General features: G+C 35.6%; 16 protein-coding genes, 1 tRNA gene and 1 pseudogene. 8 read left to right on the forward strand and 10 right to left on the reverse strand.

Annotated elements, in window-relative coordinates:
- Positions 1-21: 21 nt before the first annotated feature.
- Genes J3U57_RS06380 through atoD form a run of 3 tightly spaced genes read right to left on the reverse strand, consistent with a single transcriptional unit; the run spans position 22 to position 2,699 of the window.
- A complete protein-coding gene (locus tag J3U57_RS06380) occupies positions 22-1,368 on the reverse strand; it encodes a TIGR00366 family protein (RefSeq protein ID WP_267344231.1) in 1,347 nt (448 codons plus the stop codon).
- A 6-nt stretch (positions 1,369-1,374) separates the two neighbouring features.
- Positions 1,375-2,031 carry a 3-oxoacid CoA-transferase subunit B gene (locus tag J3U57_RS06385; RefSeq protein WP_267344230.1) on the reverse strand — a complete coding sequence of 219 codons (657 nt, stop codon included), beginning with the start codon at positions 2,029-2,031 and terminating at the stop codon, positions 1,375-1,377.
- An 11-nt stretch (positions 2,032-2,042) separates the two neighbouring features.
- Complete coding sequence (gene atoD, locus J3U57_RS06390) at positions 2,043-2,699, reverse strand: acetate CoA-transferase subunit alpha (RefSeq protein WP_267344229.1); 657 nt, start codon at positions 2,697-2,699, stop codon at positions 2,043-2,045.
- A 405-nt stretch (positions 2,700-3,104) separates the two neighbouring features.
- Here atoD and J3U57_RS06395 point away from each other — a divergent pair.
- Positions 3,105-3,178 (forward strand) — tRNA-Cys (locus tag J3U57_RS06395).
- 327 nt (positions 3,179-3,505) lie between these two features.
- Positions 3,506-3,697 (forward strand): hypothetical protein, encoded by a 192-nt coding sequence (locus J3U57_RS06400; RefSeq protein ID WP_267344228.1) that lies wholly within the window; start codon positions 3,506-3,508, stop codon positions 3,695-3,697.
- 31 nt (positions 3,698-3,728) lie between these two features.
- Here the strand turns inward: J3U57_RS06400 and J3U57_RS06405 are convergent, their stop codons facing one another.
- The 3 genes from J3U57_RS06405 to J3U57_RS06415 all read right to left on the reverse strand — a co-directional run bounded on the left by J3U57_RS06405 (position 3,729) and on the right by J3U57_RS06415 (position 7,602).
- Complete coding sequence (locus tag J3U57_RS06405; RefSeq protein WP_267344227.1) at positions 3,729-4,883, reverse strand: sugar diacid recognition domain-containing protein; 1,155 nt, start codon at positions 4,881-4,883, stop codon at positions 3,729-3,731.
- Positions 4,884-5,125: 242 nt separating this feature from the next.
- Complete coding sequence (locus tag J3U57_RS06410; RefSeq protein ID WP_267344226.1) at positions 5,126-6,283, reverse strand: glycerate kinase; 1,158 nt, start codon at positions 6,281-6,283, stop codon at positions 5,126-5,128.
- A gap of 17 nt (positions 6,284-6,300) precedes the next feature.
- Positions 6,301-7,602: a GntP family permease gene (locus tag J3U57_RS06415; RefSeq protein WP_267344225.1), complete on the reverse strand. Its 1,302-nt coding sequence runs from the start codon at positions 7,600-7,602 to the stop codon at positions 6,301-6,303.
- 398 nt (positions 7,603-8,000) lie between these two features.
- On the opposite strand from J3U57_RS06415, the gene yegQ reads away from it, so the two are divergent.
- Complete coding sequence (gene yegQ / locus J3U57_RS06420; protein ID WP_267344224.1) at positions 8,001-9,344, forward strand: tRNA 5-hydroxyuridine modification protein YegQ; 1,344 nt, start codon at positions 8,001-8,003, stop codon at positions 9,342-9,344.
- Positions 9,345-9,400: 56 nt separating this feature from the next.
- On the opposite strand, the gene proA is transcribed toward yegQ, so the two are convergent.
- The 4 genes from proA to gpt are packed head-to-tail and all read right to left on the reverse strand — an operon-like array spanning position 9,401 to position 13,634.
- Entirely contained in the window at positions 9,401-10,654 is a 1,254-nt protein-coding gene (proA, locus tag J3U57_RS06425; RefSeq protein WP_267344223.1) for a glutamate-5-semialdehyde dehydrogenase, read from the reverse strand.
- A 31-nt stretch (positions 10,655-10,685) separates the two neighbouring features.
- Entirely contained in the window at positions 10,686-11,795 is a 1,110-nt protein-coding gene (proB, locus tag J3U57_RS06430) for a glutamate 5-kinase (RefSeq protein ID WP_267344222.1), read from the reverse strand.
- A 26-nt stretch (positions 11,796-11,821) separates the two neighbouring features.
- The gene (locus J3U57_RS06435) at positions 11,822-13,084 is read right to left on the reverse strand and encodes an alpha/beta hydrolase (protein ID WP_267344221.1); all 1,263 of its coding nucleotides are present in this window, start codon (positions 13,082-13,084) and stop codon (positions 11,822-11,824) included.
- 16 nt (positions 13,085-13,100) lie between these two features.
- Positions 13,101-13,634, reverse strand: coding sequence for a xanthine phosphoribosyltransferase (gpt, locus tag J3U57_RS06440; RefSeq protein ID WP_082209453.1), 534 nt, complete (start codon positions 13,632-13,634; stop codon positions 13,101-13,103).
- Positions 13,635-13,773: 139 nt separating this feature from the next.
- Between gpt and J3U57_RS06445 the strand changes: the two genes are divergently transcribed.
- The 5 genes and pseudogenes from J3U57_RS06445 (at position 13,774) to argH (ending at position 20,314) form a co-directional block, all read left to right on the forward strand.
- On the forward strand, positions 13,774-15,237 hold the full coding sequence (locus tag J3U57_RS06445; RefSeq protein WP_267344220.1) for an aminoacyl-histidine dipeptidase: 1,464 nt from the start codon (positions 13,774-13,776) through the stop codon (positions 15,235-15,237).
- Positions 15,238-15,531: 294 nt separating this feature from the next.
- Complete coding sequence (gene argC / locus J3U57_RS06450) at positions 15,532-16,542, forward strand: N-acetyl-gamma-glutamyl-phosphate reductase (protein WP_267344219.1); 1,011 nt, start codon at positions 15,532-15,534, stop codon at positions 16,540-16,542.
- Between the two features lie 91 nt (positions 16,543-16,633).
- Positions 16,634-17,413: an acetylglutamate kinase gene (gene argB, locus J3U57_RS06455; protein ID WP_267344218.1), complete on the forward strand. Its 780-nt coding sequence runs from the start codon at positions 16,634-16,636 to the stop codon at positions 17,411-17,413.
- A 104-nt stretch (positions 17,414-17,517) separates the two neighbouring features.
- A pseudogene (locus tag J3U57_RS06460) lies at positions 17,518-18,735 on the forward strand (argininosuccinate synthase); the annotation flags it as partial.
- 205 nt (positions 18,736-18,940) lie between these two features.
- The gene (gene argH / locus J3U57_RS06465; RefSeq protein WP_267332653.1) at positions 18,941-20,314 is read left to right on the forward strand and encodes an argininosuccinate lyase; all 1,374 of its coding nucleotides are present in this window, start codon (positions 18,941-18,943) and stop codon (positions 20,312-20,314) included.
- Positions 20,315-20,471 lie beyond the last annotated feature (157 nt).

Genomic DNA, 20,471 nt, shown 5'->3' on the forward strand with positions numbered 1-20,471 from the left:
TTTACATCCTTTTATTGGTAATCAAAAAAAGTACAAACCGATGAGAAATATTGGAGTAGTAAAGATTAAGGCTGTCATGCAATAGCCCATGATGTCTCGTACCCCTAATCCCGCTATTGCAAGAGCAGGTAAAGCCCAGAATGGCTGTAACATATTCATCCACTGTTCACCATAGGCAATGGCCATGGTTGATTTACCTAAATCTGCACCTAACGCTTGAGCAGCAGGAATGACAAACGGTCCTTGAATAACCCAGTGCCCACCGCCAGAAGGCACAGCAAAGTTAATGATGCCTGAACTGAAAAAGGTCCAAATTGGGAAGGTATCTTTATTAGCAATATTGATAAAAAATTCCGTAATTAATCCACCTAAACCTGAGTGTTCCATCATTAACTGGATGCCTGCATAGAATGGAAATTGAATGATGATTCCTGCGGTACTTTTAGCTGCATTAGACACCGCGCGCATATATGCCATTGGTGTGCGGTGTAATAAGATCCCCGCAGTTAAGAAGATTAGATTGACCGTGTTGATGGTAATGTTAAAGCCATGATTGTAAAAATAGATGGCTAAATAGCTAATCCCTAGTACACCGATCAATAACGATAATATTTTGCTCTCTTCTAATTTTTCAGCTGCTGTTGCTGTTTTGCGGTCGATCTTTTTCTGAAAATCAGGTTCAGGAGCCAGTAATTCTGGATTAACAGTATGAATCGAATCATCTTTACGAATCATAAAACGTACTAAGATCGGTAAACAAATGACTAACATGACTGTAATAAAAATATTACTTGCCGAGAACATTGTGTGTGAAATAGGGATAATCCCTTGAGGATTACTTTCTGATACCATAAAGTGAGAAACAGGATTATTCGGCGTAGCAGCCATTAATGGCATCGAGCCTGATAAACCACCCCCCCAAGTCATGAAAGCAATATAGGCACATGCAATTAACAAACCATAATCAACATTTTTCACTTGTCTTGCCACTTCTTTGGCTAACATAGCGCCTACAACCAATCCAAATCCCCAATTTAAAATACAGGCTATACAACCAACAAAAGTAACAAGCATGGCTGCTTGTGTTGGGGTTTTTGCCAATGAAGCAATTGAGACTAAAATGGCTTTAACTGGGGGAGAGCTTGCCAAAGCATGGCCTGTCACAACAATCAGTGCCATTTGCATACCGAATGCTAGTAGGTTCCAAAAACCATCTCCCCACATTTTAACTAAGCCAAGAGGTTGTGAATCGGTTAATCCCCATGCCATAAAAAAGATAACAAAGGTAAGTAATAATGCAAAAATGAGTGGATCAGGTAGATATTTGCTAACTAAACTCGTGGTATATTTTGATAATCGAGAGATCATATTGCATTACTCCTCATGACCAATTGACATGGTTTTTAACTTTTCAGCAATTAAAAACTCAGCTTGTGTTTTACTTTTGATTGTGGCTAAATCGACTCCATTTGCCATTTCTATTAAGTAAAGCTGGCCATTGCGAAACTCAAATACCGCAAGTTCGGTAACAATCATGTTTACTTTTCCTTTGGCGGTGAGTGGTAAAGTACAATGGCGTAATATTTTTGCTTCGCCATTTTTAGTGCAGTGCTCCATGGCAATAATCACTTTTTTAGCGCCTGTGACTAAATCCATCGCTCCGCCCATTCCGGGTACCATTTTGCCTGGTACCATCCAATTGGCTAGATTGGCATCTTGGTCAACTTCTAAACCACCTAACACGCATGCATCAACATGACCACCTCGAATTAATACAAAAGAAAATGCACTATCAAATGTCGCACCACCTGCGATGATGCCACAAGGTTGTCCTCCGGCATTGACAATGTTTGGATGATCAACTGTTTTGGGTCCTAAGCCTAAAAAACCATTTTCCGATTGCAACGTGATATGAACATCTGTCGGCAAGTAATTCACTACTTGAGTTGGCAAACCAATTCCTAAATTAACGACATCGCCATCTTTCAGTTCTTGTGCGACACGTCTAGCTATTAACTCTTTATTATCCATTATGATTCTCCTTAATTATCAGAACTGACTATGTAATCAACAAGTGCTGCTGGCGTCATAACGGCATCTGGGTCGATTTGACCAATTTCGAGTAAATTATCCACCTGAGCAATTACGGTATTTGCGGCTGTTGCGATTAAAGGATTGAAATTGCGAGCTGAGTATTGATAAACAAGATTACCGCTATAATCGCCTTGATAAGCTTGAATAATTGCCAAATCGGCATGGATAGGGAGTTCTAACAAATATTTAACCCCATTAATGGTCAAAATTTGCTTACCTTCTTCAACGATTGTTCCAACACCAGTTGGGGTTAATACGCCACCTAAACCAGCACCGGCAGAACGAATTCTTTCAGCAAGCGTACCTTGTGGAACTAATTCAACGTCGATTTCACCTGCAATCATTTTTTTTCCGGTTTCAGGGTTCGTACCAATATGTGAGGCGATTAATCTTTTTACGCGATTATTGGTGATTAACGGACCAACGCCAGTATCGACAAAGGCGGTGTCATTACCAATTAAAGTCAAATTTTTAACGCCTGAATCTAGAATGACTTGGACGATTTTTTCAGGTGTGCCACATCCCATAAATCCACCAAACATAATTGACATGCCATCTTTCAAATGCGCTTTAATTTGTTCTGAGTTTATTAATTTTTTTTTCATCCATTTCCTCCATGGTATAAAACCAAAATAGTTGTTATTACAATTTCAATTGCAAATGCCATACCACATCAGATAAGAGGATAGGAATTTAATTTATTTATTTGATTTAAAAGTATTTAATCTGATTTTTATATTGAAAATAAAAGTGACTTTAGGAAATAATTTGCATATAAGTGCAAAATTTATTGCGTGAGTAAAGAATGGAAAAATGACCAAGAACTGCATCGGTATGGGCTAGCCACTATTTTTTAAAACATACGTTATTGCGTATCTTTTTTCACAGATAAATTCTATTTTTAAAAATTTAACCCCAAAACACATGACTGCTGTAATTATAGTCTATTTAAACTTGACGTCTAAACAAGGCAATGCTAATATTTGCCACCTATTCAGATAGACCCCTACGGCGCGTTGGCAGAGTGGCCATGCTGCGGATTGCAAATCCGTCTACCTCGGTTCGACTCCGGGACGCGCCTCCATTAAAACATCTAGAAAATCAATAAATTAAATAATTAATCACTCAAAAAATTAAAACACTTGGAATATACTTAGAATATACAGTTAGAATAAATCTTCTTTATGAGTGGGTTTAACATCGGTGTAACTTTGGCATTTCTGTCATAGGTATTAACTTGTTTTGGTGATTGATTGAGTTTAATTTTAGGTCTTGTTTTATGTTGTGAGTATGCTTGTTATTTTTATTGATGGCATCACACAATTCATGTTTTTTCTGTAACGTTGATTCAAGTTTGAATTATAATTACTAAAAAACCACTTAGTATTGACCACAGAAAGGAAAATAACTTATGGCATATTTCAATTATCATGCAAAAGCAAAAAAATTAATTCAAGATGGTATGCTTATTCATTATGAATTTGTCGATAATTGGAATGGCATTAAACCCGCTTTAGTTCTCTATTTCAAAGATGCTAAACCGATGCCAATTAGAGAATATCGTTGGCAAGAATATTTACCTTTAATTGGTCCAAATCATTAATCATTTTTTATTAAATTTGAACCTATAGCATCTATTTATTTAGTTGCAGGGCAATATAAAGTAACACTCGGTCGTCAAATTTGGCCAAATTAAATCCTGTTAAAGCCGCAATTTTATTTAAACGATACTCTAATGTATTGCGATGAATAAATAATGCTTCTGCAGTTTTGTTATATTGTAAATTATGACAAAACCAAGTGGAAAGTGTTTTTTGTAGTACTCCATTAGAGTCTTCTAATTGTAATTTTTTCAAAGGTGATAGTAACTCTTCAGCTTGCCAATCTTGATTTAAGCTATCAAGTAATACAGGTAAAATAAGTTCTTGATAATAAAAGTTACGACATTGTGGCATCCTTTGTTTACCGACTAACAGCGCTGTTTTAGCTGTTTGATAGGAACGGACAATCCTATCTTTATTTTGATGAAAATAGTTCCCCAATGAAATTCTCACTAGGAATTTACTGGAAGATTTGATATGACTTACTAATTGTTCTAATTTTTGTTTATGACTAGCAAGATCCCAACGATTAAATTTATTCAGTGCCGGCATCAACATGACAATTTCTGTTAATGATTTTATTGCAACAAGATTATTCTTAGTAATGTTAATTATCTCATTTTGTATATATTGTAATTCACTCATGGCAGTTTGTATGCCTAGTTGACCGCTATCAACCTCAATAATCACAACAACGTACGGTAAAGAAAGATCGATATTGAGTTTTCTGCTCCATTCTGTCACATCTACTACAGTATTCTCTGATTGAATTACGGATAAAATAAATTCTTCTTTTAAGCGATTATCTTGTGATAATTGATTAAGTAATTGCGCTTGTTCCATCATCATTTCGGCTGACATGCAAACTAACTGAGCAAATTGTGTGATTTTAGTCGGTTCGCCGGTGATGCCGATTACGCCAACGATTTCATCGTTTAATTTAAGTGGAAAATTGACGCCAGGCTTAACTCCTTTAAGTTTTTTTGCTGTAGGTGAATCGATGGTTACTACTCTTTTTTGTGAAATGGCAAGCATTGCGCCTTCATGTAGTTGTCCAATTCTATCCAAATCTCCACTACCAATAATTTTACCCTCGCCATTCATGACATTAACGTTGTGCTCGATAATTTTCATTGTTTTTTCAACGATATATTGAGCAAGAGTTGGCGTGAAATTATTAGATTTCATAGGACAAATACCTTAAAAGATTAATAATAAAATAGCCATTAAAATATTGGATCTAAATTGCATTTTGTATAAAACTTATTGTAATAATATCAACTTAAGTTATGTAAATTATTTTCTAAAATGAAAACGATAATATCTTTACTATATTAATAAAGAAAATTTTATTTATAAAAAAGGATAAAGTTTAACTAAATTTTATCTTTTAGTTTACTCTATCCTTTTTACTTATTTTCGGATGTTGCCTAGATTTTGTTTTTAAGTTGAGCAATATTAATTAAACGAGCTATATTTTCACTTGTTCGTTCAATATTGCAAAAACCTGAATCCAATAAATCTTCTATATTTGCAGCACATGGAATGATGCCAAAAATTGCATCAATTCCTTCCGGATATAGTTCATTAATATTTTTACCAACAGTACCCGCTAATGCAATAACAGGTATACTTAAGTCTTTAGCAACTTGTGCAACACCATAAGGTGTTTTTCCGAATTTTGTCTGGAAATCAATACCACCTTCGCCAGTGAAACAAAAATCGGCACCTTTTAATTTGTTTTTTAAGCCACTGTATTGGATAACAATATCAATGCCTCGTTCCATCTTACTGTTAGTAAAAGCCATTAATCCTGCTCCTAATCCACCTGCAGCCCCTGCACCAGGAATAGTCGCTACATCTTTGCCGAGTTGAGATTGGATAATCGAGGCATAATGTTTTAAATTGTTATCTAATTGTTTGACCATTTCAGGGGTAGCTCCTTTTTGTGGACCAAAAACGTTTGAAGCACCTTTTTCTCCACATAATGGATTAGTTACATCACTTGCAACTATAAACTGAACTGTATTTAGTGCTGGATTTATATCAGTCACATCAATTTTTACCAATTCAGCTAGCGCACCACCACCTTTGCTTAATATTTTATGATCTTTATCATAGAATTTAACCCCTAAAGCTTGAGCCATTCCAGCTCCACCATCATTAGTTGCACTTCCACCAATACCTAAAATGATTTTCTTTACGTCATGTTTTAAGCAAGCTAGAATCAATTCACCAGTACCGTAAGTTGTGGTAATCAACGGGTTACGTTTTTCTTTTGATATTAATTGAATGCCACTTGCAGAAGCCATTTCAATAACTGCAGTAGTTTTATCACCCAATATTCCATAATGTGCAGTTACTTTATCGCCTAAAGGACCTGTTACTTGACAAGAATAAAGCGTACCATTTGTTGCATCAACTAAGGATTGTGTTGTTCCTTCACCACCATCAGCCATAGGAACATGAATAAAATTTGCATCAGGGTATACTTTTTTTAAACCTGATTCCATTGCTTTACAAACTTCCTTTGCAGTCATACTTTCCTTGAAAGAATCCGGTGCAAGTACAAATGTTTTTTGTTTCATAACATAATATCCCGATATTAAATAATAAAGTCATATAAAATTGTTGCGACGATTGTCATCGTGCCACCAACAAGTGCTTCAAAAGGAATTAATTTCATACGTTGTTTAATTGACATGTTCATACTATTACCAGTGACATGGAAATAGTTACCTTGAGGTAAGGAGTCAATTACCGTTGCACCGGTATGCATCATGACAGCAGCGCTTATACTTGGTATTCCTAAATCAGTAATGGTTGTACCGAATGTACCGGTTGCTAGAATTACCCCTGTTGATGTTGAAGCGGTTGCTGCAGCCATTAAAATACCTGAAATTGGTGAAAGGTAATAACCTGATATTCCCATAGAATCAATAATATCAATGACTTGTTTAGCGAGGTTAGATGAACCAATTAATCCCGCTATAGCACCAGCTCCAACCAAAATAAGTACAGTCGGCGTCATTTTATCGATACCTGATTTAGTGTACAGCGCAATTTTACGATGCTGACCCATCGCTATCATACCAACCATACCGGCAATAGGTAAAACATATAATGCATCTAGTTTTAAGTTAGTTAAAAAATCAATATGAAAAATATTACCAATTGGACTTAGCATTAGTAATAAGATAGCAGTAACGGGGGCGACAATAGCTTTTCCTAATGAAGGATTATTGGTTTTTTCCTCAGTATTATTTTTTAACATTAGCACTTCTTGAGTCGCGATTTTGTCGCCTTTATTTTTTATTAATGAAGCAATAACAACTGTAGCCATTAACCCAAATATTGCAGGAATGAAACCAGCTATCATCACATCGCTTAAACTTAAATTAAATCCATTTGCAACGGCTATAGTATTTGGGTTTGGTGAAATAATATTTCCTGCTTTTCCACCTCCAGATAGTGCTAATAAAAGTGCTAAACGTGATATGCCCATTTTATTGCCGACTGACAGTGCGATAGGGGCTACGATTAATACTGCAACAGGTATAAAGACACCTGATGCGGTAATAATTCCTGTTGCTAACGCTAAAGCGAGTAATGCTTTTTTCTCACCTAATTTTCGTACCACTGCTTGGGCAATCGTTTCTGCAGCGCCCGATTCCATCATCACACCAGCTAAAATACCTGCAGCTAATACACGAATCACCGTTCCCATAATACTTTGTGTACCGCTAGTTAATATCGATACTGTTTGAAGTAAGTTTGCGCCACCAATAAAAGCACCAATGATAGCGCCAAAGAATAGTGAATAAACAGGATTTATACCACGCAAAATTAAAAAAATAGCTAAAAACAAACCTATTAGTGCACCGTACCAATTGATCAGTTCAGTCATTAAAATCCTCCTTGTTTTGAAAATAGCATTAATTTGAATTCGGCTAATTTTAATCTTAGGATGAGTTTAAAGCTATGTAACATTGCCCAAAAATCATAAGTTATAAGTTTAATAAAATTGGGCGTAGTTATAATTTGATGTGAGCTACGTCACATTATTGGGTAATATATTTATTATTTTAACAATAAGTTAGAATATATGTTTCAATATATGATTGATGTTATATTTTTTTAAGTGATTTTTACAAAATATTCTTACATGATGCTTAAAATCATTTATCTAAATTAAGTGATTCACATAAATTTGCCAACCGATCCGCTTAAGCGTAAAATGCCCACCTATTTTGCTTAACCTATTACTGATAAGTAATACTGACTTGAAATCAGAGGCATTTTTTAATGACACTTTTATATGCAAAACCAGAGTTACTTTCTCCTGCTGGTTCTTTAAAAAATATGCGTTATGCGTTCGCTTATGGTGCCGATGCGGTTTATGCCGGTCAACCACGTTATAGTTTGCGCGTTCGTAACAATGAATTTAATCACGAAAATTTAGCTATCGGGATTAATGAAGCCCATGCACAGGGTAAAAAATTCTATGTGGTTGTTAATATTGCGCCACACAATTCAAAATTAAAAACATTTATTCGAGATTTAGAACCAATCGTTAATATGAAGCCTGACGCATTTATTATGTCAGATCCAGGATTGATTATGTTGGTTCGTGAGCATTTTCCTGAAATGGAAGTGCATTTATCGGTGCAATCGAATGCCGTTAACTGGGCGACAGTAAAATTTTGGCAAAAAATGGGATTAACCCGTGTAGTTTTATCGCGTGAATTATCACTCGATGAGATAGCTGAAATACGTGAAAAAGTACCTGAAATGGAGCTTGAAGTATTTATTCATGGTGCACTGTGTATGGCCTATTCAGGGCGTTGTCTGCTTTCCGGTTACATTAATAAAAGAGATTCAAATCAAGGTACTTGTACTAATGCGTGTCGTTGGGAGTATAAAGTATCTGAAGGCAAAGAGGATGAAATAGGGCAAATTGTGCATAAATGTGAACCTATACCAGTTCAGCAAATTGATCCTACTTTAGGTATTGGACCAACCACTAATCAGGTTTTTATGCTTGAAGAATCTGGGCGCCCAGGTGAATATATGCAAGCCTATGAAGATGAGCATGGCACTTATATCATGAATTCAAAAGATTTAAGAGCTGTTGAGTTAGTCGGTGATTTGACTAAGATCGGTGTTCATTCTTTAAAAATTGAAGGGCGCACTAAGTCTTTTTATTACTGTGCAAGGACTGCTCAAGTTTACCGTCAAGCTATTGATGCAGCAAGTGAAGGTAAACCTTTTGATCCTCGCTTATTAGCTGAATTGGATTCTTTAGCGCATCGAGGCTATACTGAAGGCTTTTTACGCCGTCATAAACACGAAGATATGCAAAATTATGTGCATAGTCATTCAGTGTCAGAAAGGCAACAATTTGTTGGTGAGTTTAGCGGTGAACGTTTAAATGGTCTTGCCGAAGTGATTGTTAAAAATAAGTTTTCGGTAGGCGATAGTGTGGAAATGATGACGCCAAAAGGCAATAAAAATTTTGTAATTGAACGAATGGAAAATAAAAAAGGGCAACCTGTTCCAGCAGGTCTTGGTGATGGACATATTGTTTATATCCCAATTCCGGAAGAAATTGACCTAAATTATGCACTACTAATGCGTAATTTTGATTAATTTATTTACGATTCAAAACTGTTCGGCAAACAAGCCGAACAGCCTTTACTATCTTACTATTGACGAATCAAATCGTCACCAAAAGCTATCCATTTATAAGTCGTTAATGCCTCAAGTCCCATTGGTCCGCGCGCATGCAGTTTTTGCGTACTTACGGCAACTTCAGCACCAAGGCCAAATTGTCCACCATCTGTAAAGCGAGTAGATGCATTGACATAAACCGCTGCTGCATCAACTAAATTAACGAACTGTTCGGCATTAGCTAAATCACGCGTTAAGATAGCTTCGGAATGACCACTGCCATATTCGCGAATGTGTTCAACAGCCATGGTTAGCGAATCAACAATGACAATATTTAAATCTTTTGATAGCCATTCTTGACGAAGCTCTGCATCTTCAACAGGAAATACGTTGGCAACGCCTGTTTCTAAAATTTTAAATGCATCAGCATCGGCATGTAATATTACGTTATTATCTGCCATGATTTGACTAAGTTTGGGTAAAAATGTATCGGCAATATTAGTATGAACAAGTAATGTTTCAAGTGTATTACAAGTACTTGGACGTTGGGTTTTTGCATTAATAATTATTGGAAATGCACAATCAAAATCCATACTTTCATCCATGAACATATGACAAACACCAATTCCACCTGTAATGACTGGAATAGTGGAGTGTTCACGACACAATTTATGCAAGGCTGAACCACCACGTGGAATAATCATATCAACATATCGGTCGAGCTTTAGTAGTTCATTGATATATTTACGATCAGGATTATCAATAAATTGTATCGCGGTTTTGGGCAGTCCAACTTGTTCTAATGCTTGTTGAAGAATCGCTATAATAGCGGTATTGGTGTGAATAGTTTCTTTACCGCCACGTAATATTGTGGCATTGCCTGTTTTTAAACATAATGCTGCAATATCGATAGTTACATTGGGTCTTGCTTCATAAATTACGCCGATAACGCCTAGCGGCACTCGGTGACGTTGTAACTTTAATCCGTTTTCTAAGGTTGAGCCATCAATGACTTGACCGATTGGATCGGTTAATAATTCGACTTTACGTACATCATTTGCGATAGAGGCTAGCCGTTCTGGGGTTAAAAGTAAGCGATCAAGTAGTGCCTCACTTAATTCTTGTTGTTTAGCGAGTTCAATATCTTTTTTGTTTGCATTAAGGATGATTGTGCTGTTTTTTTCGAGTAAATCAGCAATACTACTTAACACTTTATTTTTAATGGCAGTAGGGCATTGTGATAATTGATATGAAGCTTGTTTTGCATCTTTTCCCATCTGTTGTAACATTTTTTGCCTCTATATATAATATTTTTATAGGTTATTTAATTAACATATCATCACGATGTACAGCAACAGCGCCATATTCATAACCAATGATTTGGTTGATTTCTTGAGAATGGTGTCCTGCAATTTGTTTTAATGCATCACTATTATAACGAGTTACACCTCTAGCGATTCGTTTTCCTGACTTATCACAGATATCAATGACTTCTCCACGCGAAAAATCTTTTTCAACCGCTACAATTCCTTTAGGTAAGAGTGAACTACCATTATTCAAAATCGCGTTGACAGCACCGTCATCTAGTATCACTTTTCCAGCATTTGGCGCGCCATATAACCAATGCTTACGATGTTCTAATGGGGTTTTTTGTGGTAAAAAACGCGTACCAACCGATTGATTATTGACGGCATCAATTATCACATTTTCTTTATTTCCTGCCGCAATGATGACTTCTATTCCTGCACTACCTGCCACTTCGGCTGCCTGAATTTTAGTGCTCATGCCTCCGGTGCCAAGACCTGAAACACTATCCCCTGCGATGCTACGTAAATGATCGTCAATATGTTCAATTTCTGCGATTAATTTTGCATTTTTGTCGGATCTCGGATCGGCTGTATATAAGCCCTCGATATCTGTTAATAATATAAGTTTATCTGCTTGGGCTAAAATAGCCGCTAGTGCAGACAAATTATCATTATCTCCAACTTTGATTTCGGCAGTAGCGACAGCATCATTTTCATTGATTACAGGAATGATATGGTTATCTAACATTGCCTTTAAGACATCTTGAGCATTTAAAAACCTTTCACGATCTTCTAAATCGGCTCGGGTTAGTAACATTTGCCCAATGTAAATTTTGTAAATCGAAAATAATTGTTCCCAAAGTTGTATTAATTTGCTTTGTCCAACAGATGCTAACAATTGTTTTGAAGCGACAGTATTAGGAAGAGTAGGGAATTTTAGGTATTCACGACCTGCAGCAATTGCCCCAGATGTCACAATGATAATTTTATGTCCGGCTTGATGTAAGTGAGAGCATTGTCGAATCAACTCAACTATTCGAGCACGATCTAATTCTTTCGTGCCACCAGTTAATACACTGGTACCAAGTTTAACCACTACAGTTTGTTGTTTTTTATTGTCCATAACAATACTCTTTTTAAAATAATGTATTACAAAATAGTCTCCATCCATTTTACCGATTGCGTTAGAGCATCATGTAAGTTTTTTTGTAATGGTGTTTTTTGTATTGTAACTATTTTATTTTGCTTAGTTGAATGAATTAATTTTGCTTCATTAATACTACTTAATTTATCACCTTCAAAAACAATATTCATAACAGGCAAAGAACAAGCATGGGTCAAAAGACCCTGATTTTTAAGCGAAAAATAATTTAATTCTGCTGCTAATTGCTGGTTTGATACACAAGGTAATCCAAGGCGGCTTGCTAACATGTCTTTATAAACATTAGGAAGACTTTTTTGTAATTCTTTATTTACAAACATTTCATGAACAAACGGCGTGAAATTAAATAACCCTCTAATTTTATTGGGCATTAAGTAAGCCAAACGCGTTGCAATATGTGAGCCAAATCGAAAGCCCGCAACAATAACACGATTACTATCAATCCAAGGAATGTTTGAAAGCTGTTCAATAATAGCTTGGTAAATTTGGCTACTATTTTGTGTTAAAGCGAAGTTACGACTAAAACCAACAGTTGGTAAATCGACTGTTAACATCGCTAGTCCATTTGGTGCTAAAAATTCACTGAAATATCGGTAATAATCGATTTGTAAATTACCCAATGCATTACATACTAAGACGACAGGGCATACACCATCACAATTTTGTGGTAAATGTAAAATTGTTTTAACATTACGCCCATCGACGTTAAATTCCAATTCTTTGCTTGTAAATGGTGAATAGCTTAATGCCTTATGATAAGCTTGGTAAGCACATGTTTGCGCATACATAGCTAGCTCATCATTTTTAAAATGAGGATAGCTTGCAATACTACAATATTGACTAGCAATCAAATAATATTGATTTAATTTAGATTTATTATCTTCAGTTAAATTGGATTTATCGATAGAATCCGCTTTGGCTTGCCATTTTGCTGCTTGATTCAAAAACTCATAAATCCAATTACCTGGTTGATAACCAATGACTGAATCTAACCAGTTATCATTGGTATGGCGTTTGGTCGAGGCAGCTATTTTTGATAGTACTTCTTCCAACTCTAATTTGGGTAAACCACGCCAATACCATAAAATAGGATTAACAATCCGATACCATTTTGAATCAACTTCACCATCTAATGGGCTAACACTGTTACCTTCGCTGCAATCAATACGATTGACCAGCGTGGTTGTTTCAGGATAATCATATTGTGGTTTAAAGATCTTTTCTGATAGGTTTTCGGTATTTGTTATCACAACCTTAGTATCCTTATTATTTGTGGTCACTAATCGGTTTTACAAACATCACGCCAGTATCCCATGGTTGTTCAATCCAAGTATCTTGCTCGATATCCACAATATAATCATCAACTAATGGTTTACCTGCTGGTTTGGCAAAAATAGTAACAAAGCGTGCTTTAGGATACATATCTCGAATAGTATGAGCTGTATTACCTGTATCAACTAAATCATCAACGACAATAAAACCTTCACCATCGCCATTTGCTTGTTTTAAGATTAACTTTTCGCGTTGATGATCATGATCATAACTTGAAATACAAACAGTATCGACATAACGGATACTTAGTTCACGAGCAAGAATCGCAGCAGGAACTAAACCACCACGACTAACAGCAATGATGCCTTTCCATTGGTTTGCGGGTAATAATCTTTTTGAAAGTTGTCGACCATAGGATTGTAGCATTTCCCATGTTACGTTGAATTTTTCTTTTTCAGCGATGAGTTCTGCTTTATGTTGTTTTTTAGCTTGAATTTCTTCTTCTGTTAGTGTTTGTTCTATTGACATGAGTAACCTGCAATTTTAATCGTTAATAAATTAATATTAATGGGCTTGAAATAGATGTAAAATTGCACCTTATTATAGAGTGATTAGACAAAAAAAACCACTCATTAATTCATTAATGACATAATATTGAGGTTAAATTATGCTATCTACACTAAAGCCAAAATTTGTTTGGCAGATTTTTAATGATATTTGTAAGATTCCACATCCTTCTCATCATGAACAAATGATAACTAAATATATAGTTGATTTTGCCAATTCACATCACATCCATTGTGAACTTGATAAAGTTGGTAATATTTTGTTAACAAAACCTGCAACTAAAGGGATGGAACATTGCCCATCAATTGCATTGCAAGCTCATATGGATATGGTTCCACAAAAAAATGAAGGCACAGTCCATGATTTTTTTACCGATCCTATTGAAGCCTATGTTGATGGCGAATGGGTTAAAGCAAAAGGAACGACACTTGGCGCCGATAATGGTATTGGTTTAGCATCAGCTCTAGCTGTTTTAGTCGATCCTGCCATTGAACACGGTCCAATTGAAGTTTTAGTGACAACGTCGGAAGAAACAGGTATGCATGGTGCATTTGGTTTGCAACCAGATTGGTTAAAAAGTCACTATTTGATTAATACTGATTCTGAAGATGAAGGCGAAATTTTTACTGGGTGTGCTGGTGGGGTCGATTTTACCTCTACTTTCGCTGTGACTTATGCCGTTATGCCTGAAAAACATGATTGTTATATGCAGATCGCCCTTAAAGGGTTGAAAGGAGGGCATTCTGGTTGTGATATACATTTAGGGCGCGGTAATGCAATTAAATTAATGGCGCGATTTTTAGCTGAATATGCGCAAGATATTTCATTTCGCCTCGCTGATATTAAAGGTGGTTCACTCCGTAATGCAATTCCACGGGAAGCTTTTGTCGAAATCAGTTTAAGTAAAGATGATTTATCTAAATTTGAATCTATTATTGATCAATACAAATCGACATTACAAAATGAATTAGGACAAGTCGAGCCAAACCTTGAAATTACCTTAACTGAAGTTAAATCCGATAAGATTAAACGCGTTTTAACGACAGAACATCAAAATAAAATTATCAATTGGTTAAATTCGGCACCAAATGGCGTAGTGCGAATGAGTGATCAATTGCAGGGTGTTGTTGAAACCTCATTAAATTTAGGGATTGTGAATATTGAGGATAACCAACTGTATGTTCATTTTTTAATTCGTTCACAAGTTGATAGTGCAAAAGATGCCGTTGTTTCAACACTTATTTCGCTTAGTCAATTAGCTAATGCGAATTACGAAATAAAAGGGGGATACTCCGGTTGGGAACCTAATTTAAATTCGAGCCTTTTACAGTTAGCACAAGATAAGTATTATGAAATCTTCTCGCAAAAACCGAAGATTATGGTTATCCACGCTGGATTAGAATGTGGTTTATTTAAGCAGTCTTATCCAAACATGGATATGATCTCGATTGGTCCAACCATTGTTTCACCACATTCACCTGATGAAAAAGTTAATATCCAAAGTGTAATTCGTTATTGGGAATTACTCATTGCAATGTTACGTTCTGCAACTCAATTAAGATAATTTTAAAATCCTGTCGTGTTTATCCGACAGGATCTTTTTAGTATCACTTCTAATTTTTTCTTAGACATCACTTATTTTAATTGAGTGATGATTCATACAATCACGCTAAAATATCTATCTTTTAACGTCTTAGGTGGCATAAACCGCTATACTGTCCAAATTGTTTGCTAAAGATTAAATTAAAAATGAAATTAAATTCATAAAAAGTGAATAAAAATTCATTTTATTGCTTGTGTTGATATAATAAATATCCTACTATATGTCTATTATTAAAAATAATAAATAAGGAATAATATGTTAAAAGCAATAATTGTGGGAGCGAGTGGTTATGCAGGTGCTAAACTTTCTTATTATTTAAATAAGCACCCTAATATCGAGATTATCGCCTTAACTGTTTCTGAAAATAGCCAAGATGGGGGAAAATGTATCTCAGATCGGGATTTATATCCTCAATTAAAAGGTATTGTTGATTTACCTTTAATTGCAACCAATGATTATTCTTCCCTTATCGAGCAGGTTGATGTTGTTTTTCTCGCAACTGATCATCAAGTTAGCCATAATATTGCGCCTTATTTTTTAGAGCGAGGTTGCACTGTTATTGATTTATCAGGTGCTTTTCGTGTTAATGATACTTCTTTTTATAAGCAATTTTATGGTTTTGAACATCAACATAAAACATGGTTAGAACAAGCAGTATATGGTTTGGCAGAATGGAATTATAAGGCAATAAAACAAGCACAATTAATTGCAGTGCCTGGTTGTTATCCCACCGCATCACAATTACCGTTAAAACCATTAATTGAGGAAGATCTACTAGATAAAACGCAATGGCCTGTTATTAATGCTGTAAGTGGCGTTAGTGGTGCAGGTCGTAAACCTTCACTTAATAATCTATTTTGTGAAGTGAGCTTGCATGCTTATGGATTATTTACACATCGACACCAACCTGAAATTGCCACACATTTAAAGCAAGACGTTATTTTTACTCCCCATCTTGGCAGTTTTAAACAAGGTATTCATGCCACCATTACTTGCCTTGTAAAAGAAGGCGTTACATCAGATGATATTTTGGCGGCTTTAAATAAATATTATCACAATAAACCGTTAGTCAGAATTTATCAAAAAGCCTGGCCTGCTTTAAAGTCCGTAGTGGATTTGCCATTTTGTGATATTGGATTTGCGTTAAAAGGGCGACATCTTATTTTGATTGCGGTCGAAGATAATTTATTAAAAGGTGCAGCAGCGCAAGCGGTACAATGTATGAATATTCGATTTGGTTTTGAAGAAACAACTTCATTATTTTAGGTGAAATAAATTCAGCGACAAGCTTATTAACAATTTGCAAACTATTCAATTTTAAAATGATTAACTTAATTTGAATCAATAGGAAATGAAAATGAAACCATTAATTATTAAACTTGGTGGAGTGTTACTCGATAATAAAGATGCATTAAGTGATCTATTTGACGTGATTAGTAAATATAAGAAAAATTTTCAACGTTCACTTGTTATTGTTCATGGTGGAGGTAGTGTTGTTGATTCTTTAATGGACCGTCTATCCTTACCTGTTGTGCGTCGAAATGGATTACGTGTTACGCCTGCTGATCAGATTGATGTTATTGTTGGAAGTTTAGCAGGCAGTGCCAATACTACCTTGTTATCTGAAGCAAAAAAATTAGCTATTCCAAGCGTTGGGCTCTGTTTAGCAGATGGTAATAGTGTTGAAGTTAAACAGATATCAGAAGAATTGGGTTATGTTGGGAAAGCTAGCAGTGGCGATCCTAGATTAGTAAATTTACTACTTAATTCAGGTTATCTACCCATTATGAGTTCTATTGGTATAACTCAAGAAGGTAAAATGATGAATGTTAATGCCGATCATGCAGCGGTTGCACTCGCAAAAACATTAGATGCTGATTTGATTTTACTTTCTGATGTTGTTGGTGTTTTAGATGGTAATAAGCAATTAATAGCATCATTAACTCAATCAAATGCCGATAATTTAATTGCTACTGGGGTGATTACCGATGGCATGGTAGTAAAAGTAAATTCAGCTTTTGAAGCGGCTAAAGCATTAGGTAGACCTATTGATATAGCCAGTTGGAAACAAGCAGATAAACTAATTGATTTATTTAATGGAAAAACAGGAATAACAGGGACAAGAATTATTGCTTAAATATAATTCAGACAGTATATTAAACTGGTCATTTATATTTAAAGTAAGTAACAAACGTCTTTAACTCATTTATTTGTCGTAAGTTAATTAAGAAAGGGTATAACATGAAAAAGAGTGGAACAAAAAAAGTTGTTTTAGCCTATTCAGGTGGTTTAGATACATCAGCAATTATTCCTTGGTTAAAAGAAAATTATGGCGATTGTGAAGTTTATGCTCTAGTCGCTAATGTTGGTCAAGATCCTAAAGAGCTAAAAGATGTTGAGAAAAAAGCTAAAGCATCTGGGGCAGTAGCTTGTAAAGTTGTCGATTTACGAGAAGAATTTGTTAAAGATTATGTTTACCCGGTATTAAAAACAGGTGCTTTATATGAAGGTACATACTACCTAGGCACTTCTATGGCTCGTCCTATTATTGCTAAAGCGCAAGTTGAATATGCTTTAGAGGTGGGTGCCGATACATTATGTCATGGCGCTACAGGTAAAGGGAATGACCAAGTGCGCTTTGAAACAACGTATACTGCACTTGCTCCACAACTTAAAGTTATTGCACCTTGGCGTGAATGGGACTTGCGTTCGCGCGAAGCTTTAATTGATTATCTAAAAGTACGTAAAATTCCAACAACTGCAACCGTTGAAAAAATCTATAGTCGTGATGAGAACGCATGGCATATTTCAACAGAAGGTGGTGTACTTGAAAGTACATGGAATCAAGCCAATGCAGATTGTTGGGCGTGGACAGTATCACCAGAAGATGCACCAAATAAACCAGAACTTGTCACCATTGGTATTGAAAAAGGTGAAGTGGTTTCAGTCAATGGCAAGAAATTATCACCATACAATTGTGTTGCGACTTTAAATAAAATTGGTGCTAAACATGGTGTAGGCCGTGTTGATATTATTGAAAACCGTTTAGTTGGTATAAAATCGCGTGGTTGTTATGAAACCCCAGGCGGCACAATTATGATGACTGCATTACGAGGTTTAGAACAGTTAATTTTAGATCGTGATAGCTTCAAATGGCGTGAACAGTTAGGTTTAGAAATGGCTTATGTTGTTTATGATGGTCGTTGGTTTGCGCCATACCGTCGTTCAATTCAAGCGGCAGCTGATGTTTTGGCTGAGGATATGACAGGTGAAGTTGTCGTTAAACTTTATAAAGGAAGTGCTACAGCCGTTCAGAAAAAATCACCTAATAGCTTATATAGTGAAGAATTTGCGACTTTTGGTGAAGATGAAGTGTACGACCACAGTCACGCAGGTGGATTTATTCGCTTGTTCTCATTATCTTCACGCATTCGAGCATTAAATGAAGGTAAGAAAAAACAACCAGCTAAAAAAGCTGATACTAAAACAACAGCAAACAAATCGAAAACAGCGACTAAAACTAAAAAATAGTTTTAACCACTAAATTTGATAAAACTTAATAATATATACAGGCAAAGTCCTGTATATATTGTTTATGGTGTTATAGAATTATTAATTAATTTATAAATTTATAATTGATTTAAAGATAATATTTGAGGTAATTATGGCATTATGGGGTGGGCGTTTTAGCCAAGCAGCAGATCAACGATTTAAACATTTTAATGATTCTTTACGCTTTGACTATCGGCTTGCAGAGCAAGATATCATTGGATCAATTGCATGGTCTAAAGCATTGGTGACAGTTGACGTTTTATCTTATGATGAACAAAAAAAATTAGAAAAAGCTTTAAATGAATTATTAGAATCAGTACGGCAAAACCCACAACAAATTCTACAAAGTGATGCGGAAGATATTCACAGTTGGGTAGAGCAAAAACTCATCGAAAAAGTTGGTGATTTAGGTAAAAAATTACATACGGGGCGTAGCCGTAACGATCAATCAACAACCGATCTAAAATTATGGTGTAAAGATGAAATTGCTCACCTTATCACAGCTATTAACAAACTCAGAAAACGCTTAGTGCTTACAGCCGAGCAGCATCAAGATGCGGTTATGCCTGGCTATACCCATCTACAACGTGCACAACCTGTTACGTTTGCGCATTGGTGCTTAGCGTATTACGAAATGCTTACACGTGATGAAAGTCGTTTGCAAGATACGTTAAAACGTTTAGATGTCAGTCCTTTGGGTAGTGGCGCGCTTGCTGGCACAGCATATCCAATCGATCGTGATGAGTTAGCTTATTGGTTAGGATTTTCTTGCGCGACCAATAATAGTTTAGATTCTGTTTCTGATCGTGATCATATTTTAGAACTATTGAACAATGCGTCAATTGGTATGGTTCATTTATCTCGATTTGCTGAAGATCTAATCATTTTCAATAGCGGTGAAGCCAATTTCATTGAATTGTCTGATCGTGTAACCTCGGGTTCATCATTAATGCCACAAAAAAAGAATCCTGATGCATTAGAACTTATTCGAGGTAAAGTAGGGCGAGTTGCAGGTGCACTAACTGGGGCAATGATAACCTTTAAAGGCTTACCTCTTGCTTATAATAAAGATCTGCAAGAAGATAAAGAACATTTATTTGATGCACTAGACACATGGCATGAGTGTTTAGATATGGCCGCATTAGTGCTTGAAGATATAAAAGTCAATTATGCTGTTTGTCGACAAGCTGCAAAGCAAGGTTACGCTAATGCAACTGAACTTGCCGATTATTTGGTGGCTAAAGGGATACCATTTAGAGAAGCGCATCATATTGTCGGCGAAGCGGTTATTGGTGCAATAGCAAAACAAAAAGCATTAGAAGAACTCTCTTTGGATGAATTAAAAATCTTCAGTTCGGTTATTGAACAAGATGTTTATGAAAATCTCTCACTCGAATCATGTTTAGCTAAGCGATTAGCCAAAGGTGGTGTATCACCACAACAAGTTAAAATAGCGATAGCCAACGCAAAACAACAAGTTTTATAACTTTCTATCTAAATCTAGCTATATAATTTGCCGATGATAAGTCGGCATTTTGATAAAAACCTATTTATTAAACAAATATTTTTACTAAAAATATGATTGTATATCTTTTAAGACAGTGTAAAAATAGAGCTCTTTTTGAAAGGATTAAAGTGAATTG

Source organism: Gilliamella sp. B3464, from assembly GCF_026536145.1.
Lineage (GTDB): Bacteria > Pseudomonadota > Gammaproteobacteria > Enterobacterales > Orbaceae > Gilliamella.

Bases quoted from the DNA above. Each gene is read 5' to 3' on its own strand.
- J3U57_RS06380 (WP_267344231.1), bottom strand. From the start codon at position 1,368: ATGATCTCTCGATTATCAAAATATACCACGAGTTTAGTTAGCAAATAT.
- proB (WP_267344222.1), bottom strand. From the start codon at position 11,795: ATGGACAATAAAAAACAACAAACTGTAGTGGTTAAACTTGGTACCAGT.
- J3U57_RS06385 (WP_267344230.1), bottom strand. From the start codon at position 2,031: ATGGATAATAAAGAGTTAATAGCTAGACGTGTCGCACAAGAACTGAAA.
- argH (WP_267332653.1), top strand. From the start codon at position 18,941: ATGGCATTATGGGGTGGGCGTTTTAGCCAAGCAGCAGATCAACGATTT.
- gpt (WP_082209453.1), bottom strand. From the start codon at position 13,634: ATGTCAATAGAACAAACACTAACAGAAGAAGAAATTCAAGCTAAAAAA.
- argB (WP_267344218.1), top strand. From the start codon at position 16,634: ATGAAACCATTAATTATTAAACTTGGTGGAGTGTTACTCGATAATAAA.
- J3U57_RS06400 (WP_267344228.1), top strand. From the start codon at position 3,506: ATGGCATATTTCAATTATCATGCAAAAGCAAAAAAATTAATTCAAGAT.
- J3U57_RS06410 (WP_267344226.1), bottom strand. From the start codon at position 6,283: ATGAAACAAAAAACATTTGTACTTGCACCGGATTCTTTCAAGGAAAGT.
- J3U57_RS06415 (WP_267344225.1), bottom strand. From the start codon at position 7,602: ATGACTGAACTGATCAATTGGTACGGTGCACTAATAGGTTTGTTTTTA.
- J3U57_RS06405 (WP_267344227.1), bottom strand. From the start codon at position 4,883: ATGAAATCTAATAATTTCACGCCAACTCTTGCTCAATATATCGTTGAA.
- yegQ (WP_267344224.1), top strand. From the start codon at position 8,001: ATGACACTTTTATATGCAAAACCAGAGTTACTTTCTCCTGCTGGTTCT.
- argC (WP_267344219.1), top strand. From the start codon at position 15,532: ATGTTAAAAGCAATAATTGTGGGAGCGAGTGGTTATGCAGGTGCTAAA.
- atoD (WP_267344229.1), bottom strand. From the start codon at position 2,699: ATGAAAAAAAAATTAATAAACTCAGAACAAATTAAAGCGCATTTGAAA.
- proA (WP_267344223.1), bottom strand. From the start codon at position 10,654: ATGTTACAACAGATGGGAAAAGATGCAAAACAAGCTTCATATCAATTA.
- J3U57_RS06445 (WP_267344220.1), top strand. From the start codon at position 13,774: ATGCTATCTACACTAAAGCCAAAATTTGTTTGGCAGATTTTTAATGAT.